Here is a 16,566-nt window from a genome sequence, read left to right on the forward strand (position 1 = left end):
ATACCAAACAGAAAGTAGCCTCGACTTTTAGCGAGCATGAAGCCAGATTGGTAGATAGTCATAGGGATCTTTTTTACCATCACCACTCATGGTCTGGTTGTAAGAGATCCCGGCCCTATCTAACATCGGTGCCAGTGAGCCATCCTTCACTTTATCGAATATATCGGTGCAGCCACCGACAAATTCGCCATTAACGAATATCTGGGGGAAGGTATTCCAGCCGGTTTTATGACGCAGAGCGATACGCAGTTTGCCACCATGATTTTGCTCAGCAAAGGCGACACTATCGAGATCGACACTCTTAAACTCTATGTCATAGTGCTTCAGGGCATTACGAACCGAATCGCAAAACTCACACCATTGCAGGGCGAACATCACTACCTTTTGCTCAGAATCGTGAATATAGCCGTCGATTTCTTTCACCATTTCAGGCTCTGCTTCCGGCAGAGGCGCTTCAGCAGATGGGCTACCACCCTTGTTATCGAAGCGATAATTGTCGGTCGATGTAGATATCGCTACTTCTTCTTCGTTCATATCTGCATTGACATCAGCAAAGAGTTGGGTCGATAAATAGCGCTCGCCGGTATCCGGCAACATGCAAAGAATGTTACTGCCTTTGGCCACTAGTTTGGCCAGATTCAGAGCTCCTGATAAGGTAGCGCCTCCTGAAATACCGACAAAAATACCCTCTTGTTGCGCCAGTTCTTTGGCACATCGCAGCGAATCTTCGCCATCAATGGGCATGAAATTATCGATGTGCTTTGCTTGTAATGCTTGATTGGCGAGATCGGGGATAAAATCCGGTGACCAGCCCTGCATCATATGAGGTCGGAATTTTGGATGGCTTTCATTGTCTGGCTGGCGGATACCACTGGCGAGAATTTGTGAGTTATCCGGCTCACAAACAATAATGCGGGTATCAGGGTTGGCTTCTTTAAGTTTGCGGGATACGCCATTCAATGTACCGCCGGTGCCAAACCCACTGACCCAGTAATCAAGATTGATATCATTAAAATCTTTGAGGATCTCTTCTGCAGTAGTTCGATAATGCATCTCGGCATTCGCGGGGTTTTCAAATTGTCGCGCCAGAAACCAACCATGTTTTTTGGCAAGTTCGGCGGCTTTATTGACCATGCCAGTGCCCTTTAAATGAGCCGGTGTCAGCACCACTTTGGCGCCAAGAAAACGCATCATTTTACGCCGCTCAACACTAAAATTTTCTGCCATGGTAACCACAAGTGGATAGCCCTTTTGTGCGCAAACCATCGCAAGACCAATCCCGGTATTGCCACTCGTTGCCTCAACTACCGTTTGTCCAGGCTTGAGCAGACCACGATTTTCCGCATCTTCGATAACCCCCAGGGCCAGTCGGTCTTTCACCGAACCCATAGGATTAAAGGATTCCACTTTGACATAAACATTGACGCCAGGAGGGGGCATTTTATTGAGCTTAACAATCGGAGTGTTGCCAACGGTTTGCAGAATATTGTCGTAGATACCGGACATGGTTCTTCCATAAATTGATATTAGTAGCTTATGGAATTAATTGTAGACGGAAAAAAGGGGTTGAATCCTAATTGGATTTAACCCCTATTATTAATAAAAAGACGACAGATGATAGAGCGCCAAAAACGCTCTCGTCCTATTAAAGTGCGATTTTCTTCATATCTTTCATGTAGCCACGTAGGGTTTTGCCTACCTGCTCTACGCTGTGGCTGCGGATAGCTTCGTTCACTTCAATTAAGCGTACATTGTCTACTTGATTCGACTCATTTGCGATACCTTCACCTAATTCCTGTAAAGATAACTTGCTAGCGAAATCTTGTAATAGTGGTACTGCCGCATGAGAGAACAGGTAGTTACCATATTCCGCTGTATCGGAAATAACCACGTTCATCTCGTATAACTTTTTGCGAGCGATACAGTTGGCGATTAACGGCGTTTCATGCAAAGACTCGTAGTAGGCAGACTCTTCGATAATGCCTGCAGCCACCATGGTTTCAAATGCCAGTTCAACACCTGCTTTTACCATGGCAACGAGGAAAATACCTTTGTCATAAAATTCTTGTTCGGTAATTTCAACATCACATTCCGCCGCTTGCTCGAATGACGTTTGTGATGTTTGTTCGCGCCAGGTTAACAGGTTGTCATCGTTGTTCGCCCAATCAATCATCATGGTTTTTGAAAATTCACCTTCGATGATATCGTCCATATGCTTTTCAAATAATGGACGTAGCGTGACTTTTAATTCTTCGGCCATATCGAAGGCGCGAATTTTGGCCGGGTTAGACAATCTGTCCATCATGTTGGTGATACCGCCGTGCTTTAAGCCTTCGGTGACCGTTTCCCAACCATACTGGATCAATTTAGCCGCATAAGCACTGTTCATGCCGTTGGCAACCATTTGCTGGTGACCAAGAATGGCGCCAGTTTGCAACATGCCACAAAGAATGGTTTGCTCACCCATCAAATCGGATTTTACTTCGGCGATAAATGACGATTCCAATACACCGGCTCGATCACCACCGGTCGCACTGGCATAAGCTTTGGCAACCGCATGACCTTGACCTTTAGGGTCGTTTTCTGGATGTACCGCGATAAGTGTTGGTACACCAAAACCACGCTTGTATTCTTCGCGAACTTCCGTTCCCGGACACTTAGGCGCAACCATTACAACCGTGATGTCATCACGCACCTGCATCCCTTCTTCAACGATATTAAAGCCGTGTGAATAAGACAGCGTTGCGCCTTGCTTCATAAGTGGCATGACCGATTCCACTACATTGGTGTGTTGCTTGTCAGGCGTTAGGTTCAATACCATATCCGCTTGCGGGATCAACTCTTCGTAGGTACCAACGGTAAAGCCGTTTTCTGTGGCCCACTGCCATGACTGACGTTTTTCGGCAATTGCCGATTCACGTAACGCATAGGAAATATCCAACCCCGAATCACGCATGTTCAAACCTTGGTTTAGTCCTTGCGCACCACAACCAACAATGACGATTTTCCAGCCTTTGATCGCGTTACAGCCATCGCTGAATTCTTCGCGGTCCATAAAGCGACATTTGCCTAATTGCGTTAATTTGTCACGCAAACTTAAGGTATTAAAATAATTGGCCACGGTGAGACTACTCCTGTGTCTTAAAACGTTATAAAGGGATACAAATATACTTGCTGTGAATCATAGAGGAATAAGCTTGTTGCTTAAAATGATATATTTGCAATAATGTGTTGCATATATTGCAATGCACTTGTGGCAGCGCGAGTCATTATGTCATCAACTCAGTTAAGCCGATAAATACAATGGATATAAAATCACTGAAAGTATTCGCACATTTAGCCGAACACCTGCACTTTTCGCAAACCGCCAGTGCGTTTCATATGAGCCCGTCTACGTTAAGCCGATTGATTCAACGATTAGAAACTGAGGTGGAAAGTCAGTTGTTGTTTCGTGATAATCGCACAGCATCATTAACGCCGGCAGGTGAAGTGTTCCATCAATATTGCAAGGAACAAATCCTTGAGTGGCAAAATTTGCAAGCGCGCATTCAGCAGCAACAGGGTCAGCTGCGTGGCAAACTATCCCTGTATTGTTCCGTTACCGCAGCCTATTCTCATTTGCCTGCGATGTTAGATAAGTTTCGGGAAAAATATCCACAGGTTGAAATCAGTCTGGAAACCGGTAATGCCGCCGATGCGTTTCAAAAAGTCCAAAACAAAGACGTGGATCTCGCCATTGCCGCCAAAGAAGAGAGTCTGCCAGCCAGTTGCTTTTTCCATACGCTGGCCAGCATTCCCGTGGCGATTATTGGCCCAACGATAAATTGCCATGTATCGCAGTTATTAGATCAAGCGGAAATTGACTGGCAAAATTTGCCGGTAATTTTGGCGGATCACGGCCCGGTCCGAAGTCGCTTTGACACCTGGTTCCGCCAACAAACTGGCGACGACTTAACCATTAAACCCAATATATACGCCCGGGTTTCCGGCCATGAAGCCTTGGTATCTATGGTGGCATTAGGCTGCGGTATTGGCATTGCTCCCCAGGTAGTCATTGATAACAGCCCGGTGAAAGACCGGATCCGTACCTTATCTACAGATCACCCGATTTCCCAATTCACCCTTGGCGTATGCGGGTTAAACAATCGCGTCGAGCAACCCTTGCTGCAAGCCTTTTTGAGTTGCCAAGATTAAAGCAAGACGCTGCGGATTGGTGTCTTGTCTTCCTCGCTCGGGTTTAAACCCTCTTATTTAGACACCCATCACTAACATCTCTTAACTGGATGTTTATAAAGACACCCTTCACAAATTTAGTTGTTAATATTGCATCGATAGTGATTTACCAGGAGAACCGAAAAATCGATCCTCCTGCGGATGTTGACGACGAATTCTTGATACGTTGCTGTGGGTGTCTTAATAAAATAATCGAATGATTCTTTGAGTCTCACATGACTTATAGTGTTTATCCAGATGCCAACATATCGCTTATTAAGACACCCATGTTAATGGTTCTTTAACTTTTGCCTGACAGTTGCGAAATAGGAGAATGCATATTTTTGTTCTCCTTCTGTTTTGAGCAACCAAATATTTCTGCGTTGCGATGGGTGTCTTGTTAAGAGTCTTCTTGTTAAGAGCCTTATGAATGTCTGATTGAGAGTCTTCGATTATCGTTTGTACGCTGTTACGTTGATGTAGGTGTTTTGATATGAGTGCGATTGAATCGCAACATGTCACGGTTAATAATCGACCATTAAAAATGGGTGTCTAATTAGTGGCGTGTAATTAAGGGCGTCTTTCTAGAGGATTGAAAGGACGTTAAATTGTTCTAATGGGGTAATACATCAATTGGTTGAATGATTAATTCGGTAATATGTCAATAATGGCGGTGTGAAGTGAAGTGAAGTGCTGGGGTCTCGGCGCAGCTAAGCGGCGAGCAAGCTCTGTGTGTCCAAGCAGGATCAAAGCGGAATTACGAATGTAAACCCAATTTAGCGAGTCGAACTCGCTCAATCGAATGCTGACGCGCGAAGTGGGGGCTTTATTTCAATATTGGACGTTGTGTACCGGATGTAGATATTTAGCAGAATAGTAAGTCTGACGATACAATTCGACATTTTCGACCTGTATCACTTAACATTCAACGTGAGCTTGTCTTATCGCTGCAAATTACTGGCCAAGAAAGTCAGAATTCTATCCATCGCTCGATAAGAAAGAGCTTCAGTAAGATGGTGTTTGTCGATGCTTTTTGCATTTGCTAAATCAGCAATAGTGCGTGCGATTTTCAATAGATTGTGGTGCACTCGGGTCGAAAGTCCGAGTTTTTCCACGGCCAATTCAAAGAACTCTCTATCGTCATCACACAATCCACAATATTGATTTAACTCCGCTGGCGTTAATCTATGATTCGCCTTACCCTGACGACGAATCTGAATTTGCCGACTGGCGATAACTCTGGTGCGTACGGTTTCACTGCATTCTCCAGTTTGCTGGGCTTTATCCTGACGCCAGTAGCCTTTTGGCAATAGTGGCACTTCCAGTTGCATATCAATTCGTTCCAATAACGGACCGGACAAACGGTTCAGATAACGCATCACTTGTTCCGGTGTCGTGCGTTTATCGTTATAAAATCCAGTAGGGGATGGGTTCATTGCCGCGATTAATTGAAACTTGGCTGGATAGCTGGTTTTTTGCTTCACCCGCGAAATGGTAACTTCCCCTGATTCTAGTGGTTCTCGCAACAAATCCAGCACTTTCCTGTCGTATTCGGGCAGTTCATCGAGAAATAGAATGCCGTTGTGGGCCAGGGTGATTTCTCCAGGCTGAGGGTGACTGCCACCGCCAACTAAAGCGGCAGAGGACGCGTTGTGATGGGGCGCACGGAATGGTCTGAGTAACCAGTTATCACTGGTGATCTGTTGCCCACAAATCGATCGAATTGCTGCGGTTTGCAACGCTTCCGTTTGTTCCATATCCGGCAGCAGAGTTGCCAGCCTTGACGCCAACATGGTTTTTCCGGTTCCTGGAGGTCCGATTAACAACAGATTATGGCCACCGGCAGCGGCGATTTCCAAACCGCGTTTGGCACTGTTTTGGCCAATGATGTCGGATAAATCGATTTTATGTTCGGCACCGCTGGCTTGGGGTTTTGTTGTTGCCATTGGCGTTATGGGATTAATCTGTTGCAGGTGTGGAAATAGTTGCTTTAAATGTTTGAGTGGGAAAATCCTTACGCCATCAACCCAAGAGGCTTGAGCACTATTACCTTCCGGCAAAAATAGATCCCGGCCTTGCTGAGAGCAGGCCATGGCCATCGATATTTCCCCGAGTATTGGCCTTAACTCTCCGGATAATGAAAGTTCTCCGGCAAACTCCAACTGCTCGGTAGCAAATGCAGGAAGTTGTTCCGATGCTAATAGGATCCCAATTGCAATCGGCAGATCAAAGCGTCCCCCTTCTTTGGGCAAATCTGCGGGCGCGAGATTGACCGTGATCCGTCGTCCGGGGAAGTCATAACCACAATTGATCAGTGCTGAACGGACTCTGTCTTTGGATTCCTTTACCGTCGTTTCCGGCAAACCGACGATATTAAAGGCTGGCAAGCCATTGGCGATATGAACTTCTACAATGACGGTAGGAGCATCGAGTCCGATCCTCGCTCGAGAGTATATCTTTGCGATTGCCATGAAAATCCTTTATTCAAAATAAAAAACTTTTTTTTCAACCCGTTATAATTGAAAATTTGACCTTAGAACAAAAATTAGAGTAATTATTTTAGATTTATTGCAGAAAACGGTTGTGGGCGGTTAAACCCTGTGTTAAAAATACGTTACAAATTTCAAAGTCGCCTATAATTAATGCTTAGTTAAAGGCTTGACAGTAAGTTTACTATAAGTTTCAACAAGTAGATTTTAGTGATGAACAATTTATTTCTAATTCAAATTAACATACTCGTCGTGGTGATTATTAAATCATTGCGGGATTGTTGTTGAGTTAGAAAAACACTAACACCACCAACCCCCCGCTTCGAAAGAACCGGGGGGTTTTATTTTATTAAGGTGTTAAGAATTAAACGGCTGTTTAAGGTTTCTCCGGAGACTTCAGCGGCAACAAATGGTGAGCGATGACATTGCTCTTAATAACGACCTGCGGCACAAAGCTTGCGGCAAATTAACAAAGGTATCCCATGACAGGTGCAGAATTACTGTTAAAAACATTGGAACAACACGGCGTTGACAGCCTATTCGGTTATCCGGGTGGTGCCATTATGCCTGTTTACGATGCTTTGTATGACAGTCCAATTAAGCACTTTTTATGTCGCCATGAGCAAGGTGCCGGTTTTGCTGCTGTTGGGTATTCTCGTGCCAGTGACAAGCTTGGCGTATGTTTGGCAACTTCGGGGCCCGGCGCGACTAATTTGATTACGGCCATTGCTGATGGGTTTTCTGATTCAGTGCCTATGCTGGCGATCACCGGTCAAGTGGCGAAAAAAGCTATGGGTTCGGATGCGTTCCAGGAAGTCGACATTCTTGGGTTAAGTCTGGCTTGCACCAAACATTGCGAGCAAGTGCAATGTGCCAGTGAAATACCCAAAGCTATCGCTCAAGCAATTCAAATTGCTTATCAAGGCCGACCGGGACCGGTATTAATTGATATTCCTAAAGATGTGCAAATGCAATCATTGGGTGATGATCATGCCCAAGCGTTATTGACGGAATCGCTGCAAAAACAAGATGAGGAACCGGCGATAAATCCGGTCATCTCATTATCGGTTCAACAACAGCTTCAGGCGTTACTGGAAGCGTCACGTGCACCAATTTTCTATGTGGGCGGTGGGGTTGGCATGGCAGATGCGGTCGAGCATTTACGTGATTTGATGGCAACGGTAAAAATCCCGAGCGTGACGACATTAAAAGGTATCGGGGCAATAGAACCCGATGCAGATTACTTCCTGGGTATGTTAGGTATGCATGGTAGTAAACCGGCAAACCTTGCGGTACAGGAATGTGATTTATTGATTGTTTTAGGTGCTCGTTTTGATGACCGGGTAACGGGTAAGTTGGCGGAATTTGCGCCCAATGCGAAAGTGATTCAGCTGGATATCGATGCTTGTGAAGTGAATAAACGTCGTGGCGTTGATGTTGCCGTCGTAGCGGATTTACAACAATCCCTACCTGTATTTAAACAATTAGTCAGTGGCTTGCGTCCACATCTACAAATTGATGCATGGCAGCAGCGTTGTCAGCAATTGCTTACGGATTTTCCATGGCGTTACGACCACCCGGGAGACGGAATATACGCACCGGCGGTATTGGCTGAGCTTGGCAACCGTTTGTCATTGAACAGCGTTACGACCACTGATGTGGGGCAGCATCAGATGTGGGCAGCCCAACATATGACAATGCAATACCCGAGAAATTTTCTCTCCAGTGGCGGTCTTGGCACTATGGGTTTTGGCTTGCCGGCGGCAATCGGTGCACAAATATCGAGACCTAAGGATACAGTTGTTGCGGTTTGTGGTGATGGCTCCCTGATGATGAATATTCAGGAATTATCGACTTTAAAACGTTATCAAATCCCGGTAAAAATCGTGCTTATCGACAACGCAAAATTGGGCATGGTGCGGCAATGGCAAGAGCTGTTTTTCGACCAGCGCTATAGCGAAACCGACTTGAGCGACAACCCGGATTTTGTCGCCTTGGCCAGTGCTTTTGAAATAAAATCGAAACTGATCACAACCAAGCAGCAGGTCAATGCTGCACTAACTGAAATGCTCGCGCATCAGGGCCCTTATCTATTACAGGTACGGATAGATGAAATGGACAATGTCTGGCCCTTAGTACCACCTGAAACAGCCAATGATGGGATGTTGGAGGCAAGTAATAATGGTCAATAACAAACCGTTAATCAAATTTGCGAAACGCCAGGATCTGCATTGGAAATGTCAGGATTATTCAACCCAGGAGTGCTCCATATGACGTTACATCATTTGAAAATTACTGCATCTGATCACCCTGTGGTTCTCGAACGATTGCTGCAGGTTACTCGTTATCGAGGCTATCGTTTATGTGGGTTATCTATGTTGCCCGCAGAACAAAAAAACCTGCTCGACATTCAACTGTCAGTAGAAAGTGACAGATCGGTGGAAAATTTAACAAAGCAATTGTTAAAAATAATCGACATCGAGCAAATAAAAGTCGAAGATCAGGGCTTGCAGACATATCAAGTCAGTTAAGCATACAACTGACTTCTCAATGAATACTTAGGAATAATGAAATGGCAAAAGTTAACGCTGATCAAATTTGGTTTAATGGTGAGTTAATGCCTTGGGAAAACGCCACGGTTCATGTAATGAGCCACGGGTTGCACTACGGTACCTCAGTCTTTGAAGGGATCCGTGCATACAAAACTCATCGTGGTACGTGTATTTTCCGTTTGGAAGAACATGTCGAACGCTTATTTGATTCCGCGAAAATCTATCGTTTGAATATTCCATTTACCCGTGAAGAGGTCATGCAGGCCTGTAAAGATTCGGTCGCACAGAATAATCTCGATTCCGCTTACTTGCGTCCACTTGCCTTTCTTGGTGACGTGGGTATGGGACTTCGCCCACCGGTCGACGCGAACGCGGAATTAATGATTGCCGCATTTTCATGGGAAGCTTACTTAGGTGCCGATGCATTGGAAAACGGTGTTGATGTGGGCGTTTCGTCATGGAATCGCTTGGCGCCAAACACTATGCCTACCGGAGCAAAAGCAGGTGGCAATTACTTGTCATCACAACTGATTTCAAATGAAGCCGCACGTCACGGTTATACCGAAGGTATTGCGTTAGATGTGAATAACTACGTCAGTGAAGGGGCAGGTCAAAATCTGTTTTTGGTCCGTAATGGCATCCTTTATACGCCGCCTTCAACCTGCTCAATTTTGCCAGGTTTGACTCGTGATACCATTATTACTTTGGCCAAACAAATGGGCATGGAAGTACGAGAAGAGTTGATTGCGCGTGAAGCATTGTATCTCGCGGATGAATTCTTTATGTGTGGTACGGCAACGGAAATCGTGCCGGTGAGTACTGTCGATGGTATTAAAGTCGGCACGGGTAGTCGCGGCGAAGTGACTCGTAAGATCCAGGATGCATTCTTTGGAATCTTTACGGGTGAAACAGAAGATAAATGGGGCTGGTTAGCTCCGGTAAAATAACTGACGATATGACATCGTAATTACCATTGCGTTTACCGAACAATGGTAAGTAGATTGGCAACTCTGGCAGGCTCAATGCGCTGTCAGAGACGCCAGTCGAGGCATTAATACATTTTTATATAGTTTTTCTAGCGTTCTATATACGGATAAGCCAACGGTCAAAGCCGCCAGTTAAGGACTGCATTGACAATGGGTTTCACAGCCATTGCACAGTCCCCCCGAATAAAAATATTATGGTTTATTAAGGATGTACTATGCCTAAATTAAGGTCTGCAACTTCAACTCAAGGTCGTAACATGGCAGGTGCCCGCGCTCTATGGCGTGCCACCGGAATGACAGATAGCGACTTTGGAAAGCCGATCATTGCCGTCGTCAATTCTTTTACTCAATTTGTCCCCGGACATGTTCATCTTAAAGACATGGGGCAACTTGTTGCTGGCGCAATTGAAGAAGCGGGTGGTGTTGCCAAAGAATTTAATACCATTGCCGTTGATGACGGTATCGCCATGGGTCACTCCGGCATGCTCTACTCTTTACCATCAAGGGAACTTATTGCCGATTCCGTTGAGTATATGGTCAATGCCCACTGTGTCGATGCCATGGTTTGTATTTCAAACTGTGACAAAATCACCCCAGGCATGTTGATGGCCGCTTTGCGTTTAAACATTCCTGTTGTTTTTGTTTCCGGTGGACCGATGGAGGCAGGGAAAACCAAGCTTTCCGATCAAATCATTAAATTGGACCTGGTTGATGCCATGATTCAGGGCGCCGATCCAAAAGTTTCCGATGAGCAATCCGACCAAATTGAGCGTTCAGCCTGCCCTACCTGTGGTAGTTGTTCGGGGATGTTTACGGCCAACTCTATGAACTGCCTGGCAGAAGCGTTAGGTTTAGCCCAACCCGGTAATGGTTCGATGTTGGCGACCCACGCCGACCGCGAGCAATTATTTCTTAGTGCTGGCACACGTGTGGTGGAACTGGCGCGTCGTTACTATCAAGAAGATGATGCTACTGCGCTGCCTCGCTCGATTGCCACTAAAGCGGCATTCGAAAATGCCATGTGCCTGGATATCGCCATGGGCGGTTCGACCAACACCGTATTGCATTTGTTAGCCGCGGCTCAGGAAGGTGAAATTGATTTTACCATGGCGGATATCGACCGATTATCACGCCGTGTTCCCCACCTTTGTAAAGTCGCGCCATCGACGCAGAAATATCATATGGAAGATGTGCATCGCGCCGGTGGGGTGATGGCGATTCTTGGTGAACTTGCTCGCGCAGACCTGCTGGATGTTTCCGTTCCTAACGTATTGGGGATGTCTCTCGAAGAACAGCTCAAGCAGTACGATATAAAGCAAACCGATGATGAAGCAGTAAAAGAATTCTTCCGTGCCGGACCGGCTGGTATTCGCACCACTAAGGCATTTAGTCAGAGTTGTCGTTACCCTTCGTTGGACGATGATCGTGAACATGGCTGCATTCGTTCAAAAGAAAACGCCTTCTCTCAAGACGGCGGATTGGCAGTGTTGTTCGGTAACGTTGCGAAAAATGGCTGTATTGTTAAAACGGCTGGCGTTGCCGAAGAGAACCTGGTTTTTAAAGGTAAGGCGCGCATTTTTGAATCTCAGGATGCTGCGGTATCTGGGATTTTAGGCGGTAAAGTCGTTGAAGGCGACGTTGTCGTGATTCGTTATGAAGGGCCAAAAGGTGGTCCGGGTATGCAGGAAATGCTATACCCAACGACGTATCTCAAATCCATGGGGCTGGGCACTAAGTGTGCGTTGATCACCGATGGTCGTTTTTCTGGCGGCACTTCCGGTCTGTCGATTGGTCATGTTTCACCAGAGGCGGCATCCGGCGGCGTAATCGCCTTGATTGAAAATGATGATCGAATCGATATTGATATTCCCAATCGTAAAATTGATGTACTGATATCTGATGAGGAATTGGCTCAGCGCAAACAAGCCATGGAAAGTCGCGGTAAAGGCGCCTGGAAGCCGGTAAATCGTCAACGTCCGATCAGTTATGCATTGAAAACTTACGCAATGTTAGCAACCAGTGCTGATAAAGGCGCTATTCGCAATACTGAATTGCTCGACAAATTTCAATCCTAGGGTCTTTGACCTTGAAACATAAAGACACCCTTGAGGTCGCTATGGAAGCTCAGAAAACACCAACATCGACACAGCAAGATCAAGATTTGGCGCTAAGTTACCTGCGCCGGATTATGATGGCGCCTGTGTATGATATTGCCAAAGAAACGGAGTTGAGCTTTTTACCTAAAATATCGACCCAGCTTAATAATGACGTCTATTTAAAACGCGAGGATCAACAACCGGTCCACTCGTTTAAATTGCGCGGCGCCTACAACAAATTGCAAGGGCTGACGCCAGAACAGCGTCAGCATGGTGTGATTGCCGCATCTGCGGGTAATCACGCCCAAGGGTTGGCTTTGGCGGCAAAAAGCTTAGGAGTACAGGCAACGATTGTGATGCCAATCACCACGCCGGAAATCAAAGTGAACAATGTTCGTCATTTTGGTGCCGAGGTGCGGCTTATTGGTAAGAGTTTTAATGAAGCTCAGCAAGCCTGTCTGGAATTTGTTGAACAAGAGCAAAAAACCTTTGTGCCACCCTTTGACGATCCTGATGTGATTGTCGGTCAAGGTACGGTCGGTAAAGAAATCCTTCAGCAGTTGGCTGATGTGGATGCGATCTTTGTCCCCGTTGGCGGTGGTGGTCTGTTGGCAGGCATTGCGGTTTATGTCAAACAAATCGCCCCTCAAGTCAAAGTCATTGGCGTGGAAGCGGAAGATTCTGCCTGTTTAAAGGCGGCGTTTGATGCCGGAAAACCCGTGGATTTGGATAATGTCGGTTTATTCGCTGACGGTGTGGCGGTTAAGCGCATAGGCGAGCAGACGTTTGACTTAATTAATAAATATTGTGATGACGTTATTACAGTAACATCCGATGAAATTTGCGCCGCGATCAAAGAAACTTTTGAACAAACCCGAGTGATTGCAGAGCCTGCAGGCGCACTGTCGTTAGCGGGCATCAATAAATATTGTCAGAATTCTCCGGGGAATGAGAAGTTAGTGGCGATATTGTCCGGCGCCAATATGAATTTTCATAGTTTGCGGTATGTCTCTGAACGCTGCGAGCTGGGTGAGCAAAAAGAAGCGGTTTTCTCGGTGACCATCCCTGAGCAAAAAGGCAGTTTTCGTCGCTTTTGTCAGGCCCTTGGTGGTCGAGTGATCACCGAATTTAATTATCGTTTTTCTGACGCCAATCAAGCGAATATCTTTGTTGGTATCCGTTTGTCTGAAGGTGCGCAAGAGAGACGTGAACTGATCGCAACATTAGAAGCGAATGATTATCAGGTGCAGGATTTAACCGATAACGAGCTGGCGAAACTGCATGTTCGTTACATGATCGGTGGTACAAGCCAAAATACAACTCAAGAGCGACTGTTTAGCTTTGAGTTTCCTGAGTATCCTGGCGCATTGGAGAATTTCCTCAATACCTTAGGGGAGCTTTGGAACATCTCTTTATTTCACTACCGAAATCATGGTTCAGCATTTGGTCAGGTGTTGGCGGGATTTGAAGTTAATGACAATGAACAGCAAGAGTTTTTCGAGCATTTACAAGATCTTGGTTACGAATGGGCGGAAGAAACCGACAATCCAGCGTATCAGGCATTTTTAAATCACCGGTAGACCGGCTCATTGTCACTTTAAATAATTAAGGTAATGATAGGTCCCAAGGGTAAGGCTATTAGCCTTTTCTGAATGGCGATGGCCTGTAAACACAAACGCGGCTTGCTCCGCGCTTTGTCCTTCGACGCAGTTTATCTCGACAGCCAAGAGCAAAGCGTTAGCTTTGCTCTTTAAGTGCGTCTTCCAATTCCGCCAATTTCGCTTCCAACGCTTCAAGCTTGGCTCGTGTTTTCGCCAAAACCTGAGTTTGCACATCAAACTCTTCTCGCGTGACCACATCTAACTGCGCTAACTTACGCTGTAACACTTCTTTGGTTTTTGATTCCAGATCGGTGGCGACATTCTTCACTCCTGGCGGAATGGATTCGGTAATTTGCTTGGCGATTTCTTCAATTTTTTTCGGGTTTATCATAGTGTTCTCGCAACGAAGTGGCACGTTATTTGGCACCTATCCTAGCAGGTAAACCATAAGATTTTAAGTTTATCGGGGGCCGCTATAGTGTTTACGGACATATTTATTGCATCCGACCTTTCGACTCTGCACGTATTTCGGTAAAATTGCCAACATTCAACTCACTCATATCCGTTCAATCATTAATGAAATTAAACCCTGGTCAAAATGAAGCAAAAAACTACGTCAGTGGTCCATGCCTGGTATTAGCGGGCGCGGGCTCTGGAAAAACAGGGGTAATTTGCCAAAAAATTTCCTATTTGATCCAAGAGTGTGGTTACAAAGCTCGTAATATCGCGGCGGTTACTTTTACCAATAAAGCGGCACGGGAAATGAAAGAGCGGGTCAGTAAAATGCTCGGCCGTGATCTTACCCGGGGTCTTGTGGTATCGACGTTTCACTCTCTGGGATTAGATATTGTCAGACGAGAATTGAAAACCTTAGGCTTTAAACCTGGCTTTACTTTATTTGATGATCAGGACTCTCTGGCGCTACTTAAAGAGTTGACGGAAAAGCAGCTCGATGGTGATAAAGAGTTATTGTCACGTTTGCAAAACAGTATTTCGAATTGGAAAAACGAGTTGATGCTGCCGGATGCTGCTATCAAACATGCACAGGGTGAAGAAGCATCATTGTTTGCGCAATTTTATCAACAATATCATCAGCATATGAGGGCATTTAATGCTTTGGATTTTGATGATTTGATCCTCATACCAACCTTGTTATTGCGTAATTTTGAGGAAGTAAGGCTACGCTGGCAAAAGAAAATACAGTACCTTTTGGTCGATGAATATCAAGATACCAATGCCAGTCAATATGAATTGGTAAAACTGCTGGCGGGGGAACGGGCTCGTTTTACTGTGGTTGGTGATGACGACCAGTCAATATACTCCTGGCGTGGTGCCAAGCCGCAAAACCTGGTGTTATTGGGTAAAGATTTTCCTCAGCTTAAACTGATCAAATTGGAACAAAACTATCGTTCTTCCGGACGAATTCTCAAATGTGCCAATATCCTTATCGCCAACAACCCCCATGTTTATGATAAACAACTGTTTTCTGAATTGCAGTATGGCCCTGAGCTAAGAGTGATCCGCACCAAAAGCGAAGATCACGAAGCGGAGCGCATTGCCGGTGAGTTGTTAGGTCATCGTTTTTTAAATAAAAGCAAATTCAAGGATTATGCAATTTTGTATCGGGGCAATCATCAATCGCGGTTGATTGAAAAGGTACTGATGCAAAATCGTATCCCATACAAAATCAGTGGCGGCACCTCATTTTTTTCGCGCTCTGAAATCAAAGACATCATGGCTTACTTACGTTTGTTAGTGAATCCTGATGATGATAATGCGTTTTTACGCGTGGTGAATGTGCCGCGTCGTGAAATCGGCCCGGCGACATTAGAAAAGCTCGGTACCTACGCGAATATGCGTCAAATTAGTATGTTTGCGGCGAGTTTTGAATTGGGACTCGAACAACATCTTACGGGGCGTGGTCTTGCCAATGTGCAACGATTTGCACGAATGATGGTTGAGACCGAAGATAATGCCATGCGCGGTGATACGGCTGCGGTCTTACGAAAATTCATTCAACACATTAATTATGAAGACTGGCTTTACGATACTTCACCAAGTGCCAAAGCGGCGGAAATGCGGATGAAGAATGTGACGCAGTTATTCTCCTGGGTCACAGACATGCTAGAAGGTACGGACATGGATGAACCCATGACCTTACCACAGGTTGTCACGCGTCTGACATTGCGAGATATGATGGAACGCAATGAAGAAGAAGAAGAGTCTGATCAGGTGCAATTGATGACATTACATGCGTCGAAAGGGCTGGAATTTCCCTATGTCTACTTAATTGGCATGGAGGAAGGCATGTTGCCCCATCAAACCAGTATTGATGAGGACAATGTCGAGGAAGAGCGTCGCTTGGCGTATGTTGGCGTAACACGGGCACAGCGAGAACTTATCTTTACCTATGCAAAAGAGCGCCGCCAGTATGGTGAGTTGATCATTACTGAACCATCCCGCTTTTTATATGAAATGCCACAAGACGATCTCGTTTGGGAAACCGGGGGTGAAAAACGTCAATCGGCGGAAGAAAAACAAAAAACCGGCCAAGCTGGAGTGGCGGGGTTGCGAGCGATGCTAGCGGCGAAAAAAACTGACGCTGGCGCTAAATAGCTGGTGAATAACGT

The 16,566-nt window shown here is 45.7% G+C and carries 11 protein-coding genes; 7 read left to right on the forward strand and 4 right to left on the reverse strand.

Going from position 1 to position 16,566, the window contains the following annotated elements; all coding sequences use genetic code 11:
- Nucleotides 1-27: 27 nt before the first annotated feature.
- Both cysK and ilvC read right to left on the reverse strand, forming a co-directional pair.
- Nucleotides 28-1,506, reverse strand: a complete 1,479-nt coding sequence (gene cysK, locus FE810_RS10740) for a cysteine synthase A (RefSeq protein ID WP_138320061.1) — start codon at nucleotides 1,504-1,506, stop codon at nucleotides 28-30.
- Between the two features lie 139 nt (nucleotides 1,507-1,645).
- Nucleotides 1,646-3,121, reverse strand: a complete 1,476-nt coding sequence (ilvC, locus tag FE810_RS10745; protein ID WP_138320062.1) for a ketol-acid reductoisomerase — start codon at nucleotides 3,119-3,121, stop codon at nucleotides 1,646-1,648.
- A 182-nt stretch (nucleotides 3,122-3,303) separates the two neighbouring features.
- Here ilvC and ilvY point away from each other — a divergent pair, with 182 nt between their 5' ends.
- Nucleotides 3,304-4,194 carry an HTH-type transcriptional activator IlvY gene (ilvY, locus tag FE810_RS10750; RefSeq protein WP_138320063.1) on the forward strand — a complete coding sequence of 297 codons (891 nt, stop codon included), beginning with the start codon at nucleotides 3,304-3,306 and terminating at the stop codon, nucleotides 4,192-4,194.
- Nucleotides 4,195-5,153: 959 nt separating this feature from the next.
- Here the strand turns inward: ilvY and FE810_RS10755 are convergent.
- Nucleotides 5,154-6,683 carry a YifB family Mg chelatase-like AAA ATPase gene (locus FE810_RS10755; RefSeq protein ID WP_138320064.1) on the reverse strand — a complete coding sequence of 510 codons (1,530 nt, stop codon included), beginning with the start codon at nucleotides 6,681-6,683 and terminating at the stop codon, nucleotides 5,154-5,156.
- Between the two features lie 500 nt (nucleotides 6,684-7,183).
- Here FE810_RS10755 and ilvG point away from each other — a divergent pair, with 500 nt between their 5' ends.
- The 5 genes from ilvG to ilvA all read left to right on the forward strand — a co-directional run bounded on the left by ilvG (nucleotide 7,184) and on the right by ilvA (nucleotide 13,915).
- Nucleotides 7,184-8,893 carry an acetolactate synthase 2 catalytic subunit gene (gene ilvG / locus FE810_RS10760; RefSeq protein WP_138320065.1) on the forward strand — a complete coding sequence of 570 codons (1,710 nt, stop codon included), beginning with the start codon at nucleotides 7,184-7,186 and terminating at the stop codon, nucleotides 8,891-8,893.
- A gap of 78 nt (nucleotides 8,894-8,971) precedes the next feature.
- Nucleotides 8,972-9,232, forward strand: a complete 261-nt coding sequence (ilvM, locus tag FE810_RS10765) for an acetolactate synthase 2 small subunit (protein WP_138320066.1) — start codon at nucleotides 8,972-8,974, stop codon at nucleotides 9,230-9,232.
- Between the two features lie 41 nt (nucleotides 9,233-9,273).
- Nucleotides 9,274-10,200: a branched-chain amino acid transaminase gene (locus FE810_RS10770; protein WP_138320067.1), complete on the forward strand. Its 927-nt coding sequence runs from the start codon at nucleotides 9,274-9,276 to the stop codon at nucleotides 10,198-10,200.
- Between the two features lie 254 nt (nucleotides 10,201-10,454).
- Nucleotides 10,455-12,314, forward strand: a complete 1,860-nt coding sequence (gene ilvD / locus FE810_RS10775) for a dihydroxy-acid dehydratase (RefSeq protein WP_138320068.1) — start codon at nucleotides 10,455-10,457, stop codon at nucleotides 12,312-12,314.
- Nucleotides 12,315-12,355: 41 nt separating this feature from the next.
- Nucleotides 12,356-13,915 carry a threonine ammonia-lyase, biosynthetic gene (ilvA, locus tag FE810_RS10780; RefSeq protein ID WP_138320206.1) on the forward strand — a complete coding sequence of 520 codons (1,560 nt, stop codon included), beginning with the start codon at nucleotides 12,356-12,358 and terminating at the stop codon, nucleotides 13,913-13,915.
- A 157-nt stretch (nucleotides 13,916-14,072) separates the two neighbouring features.
- On the opposite strand, the gene ubiK is transcribed toward ilvA, so the two are convergent.
- Complete coding sequence (gene ubiK, locus FE810_RS10785) at nucleotides 14,073-14,327, reverse strand: ubiquinone biosynthesis accessory factor UbiK (protein ID WP_138320069.1); 255 nt, start codon at nucleotides 14,325-14,327, stop codon at nucleotides 14,073-14,075.
- Between the two features lie 185 nt (nucleotides 14,328-14,512).
- Between ubiK and rep the strand changes: the two genes are divergently transcribed.
- Nucleotides 14,513-16,552, forward strand: a complete 2,040-nt coding sequence (rep, locus tag FE810_RS10790; protein ID WP_138320070.1) for a DNA helicase Rep — start codon at nucleotides 14,513-14,515, stop codon at nucleotides 16,550-16,552.
- Nucleotides 16,553-16,566 lie beyond the last annotated feature (14 nt).

The organism is Thalassotalea litorea, from assembly GCF_005843925.1.
Taxonomy (GTDB): Bacteria; Pseudomonadota; Gammaproteobacteria; order Enterobacterales; family Alteromonadaceae; genus Thalassotalea_A; species Thalassotalea_A litorea_A.

Excerpts from the sequence above, each read along its gene's own strand:
- FE810_RS10755 (WP_138320064.1), bottom strand. The coding sequence starts at position 6,683 with ATGGCAATCGCAAAGATATACTCTCGAGCGAGGATCGGACTCGATGCT.
- rep (WP_138320070.1), top strand. The coding sequence starts at position 14,513 with ATGAAATTAAACCCTGGTCAAAATGAAGCAAAAAACTACGTCAGTGGT.
- FE810_RS10770 (WP_138320067.1), top strand. The coding sequence starts at position 9,274 with ATGGCAAAAGTTAACGCTGATCAAATTTGGTTTAATGGTGAGTTAATG.
- ilvG (WP_138320065.1), top strand. The coding sequence starts at position 7,184 with ATGACAGGTGCAGAATTACTGTTAAAAACATTGGAACAACACGGCGTT.
- ilvD (WP_138320068.1), top strand. The coding sequence starts at position 10,455 with ATGCCTAAATTAAGGTCTGCAACTTCAACTCAAGGTCGTAACATGGCA.
- cysK (WP_138320061.1), bottom strand. The coding sequence starts at position 1,506 with ATGTCCGGTATCTACGACAATATTCTGCAAACCGTTGGCAACACTCCG.
- ubiK (WP_138320069.1), bottom strand. The coding sequence starts at position 14,327 with ATGATAAACCCGAAAAAAATTGAAGAAATCGCCAAGCAAATTACCGAA.
- ilvA (WP_138320206.1), top strand. The coding sequence starts at position 12,356 with ATGGAAGCTCAGAAAACACCAACATCGACACAGCAAGATCAAGATTTG.
- ilvY (WP_138320063.1), top strand. The coding sequence starts at position 3,304 with ATGGATATAAAATCACTGAAAGTATTCGCACATTTAGCCGAACACCTG.
- ilvM (WP_138320066.1), top strand. The coding sequence starts at position 8,972 with ATGACGTTACATCATTTGAAAATTACTGCATCTGATCACCCTGTGGTT.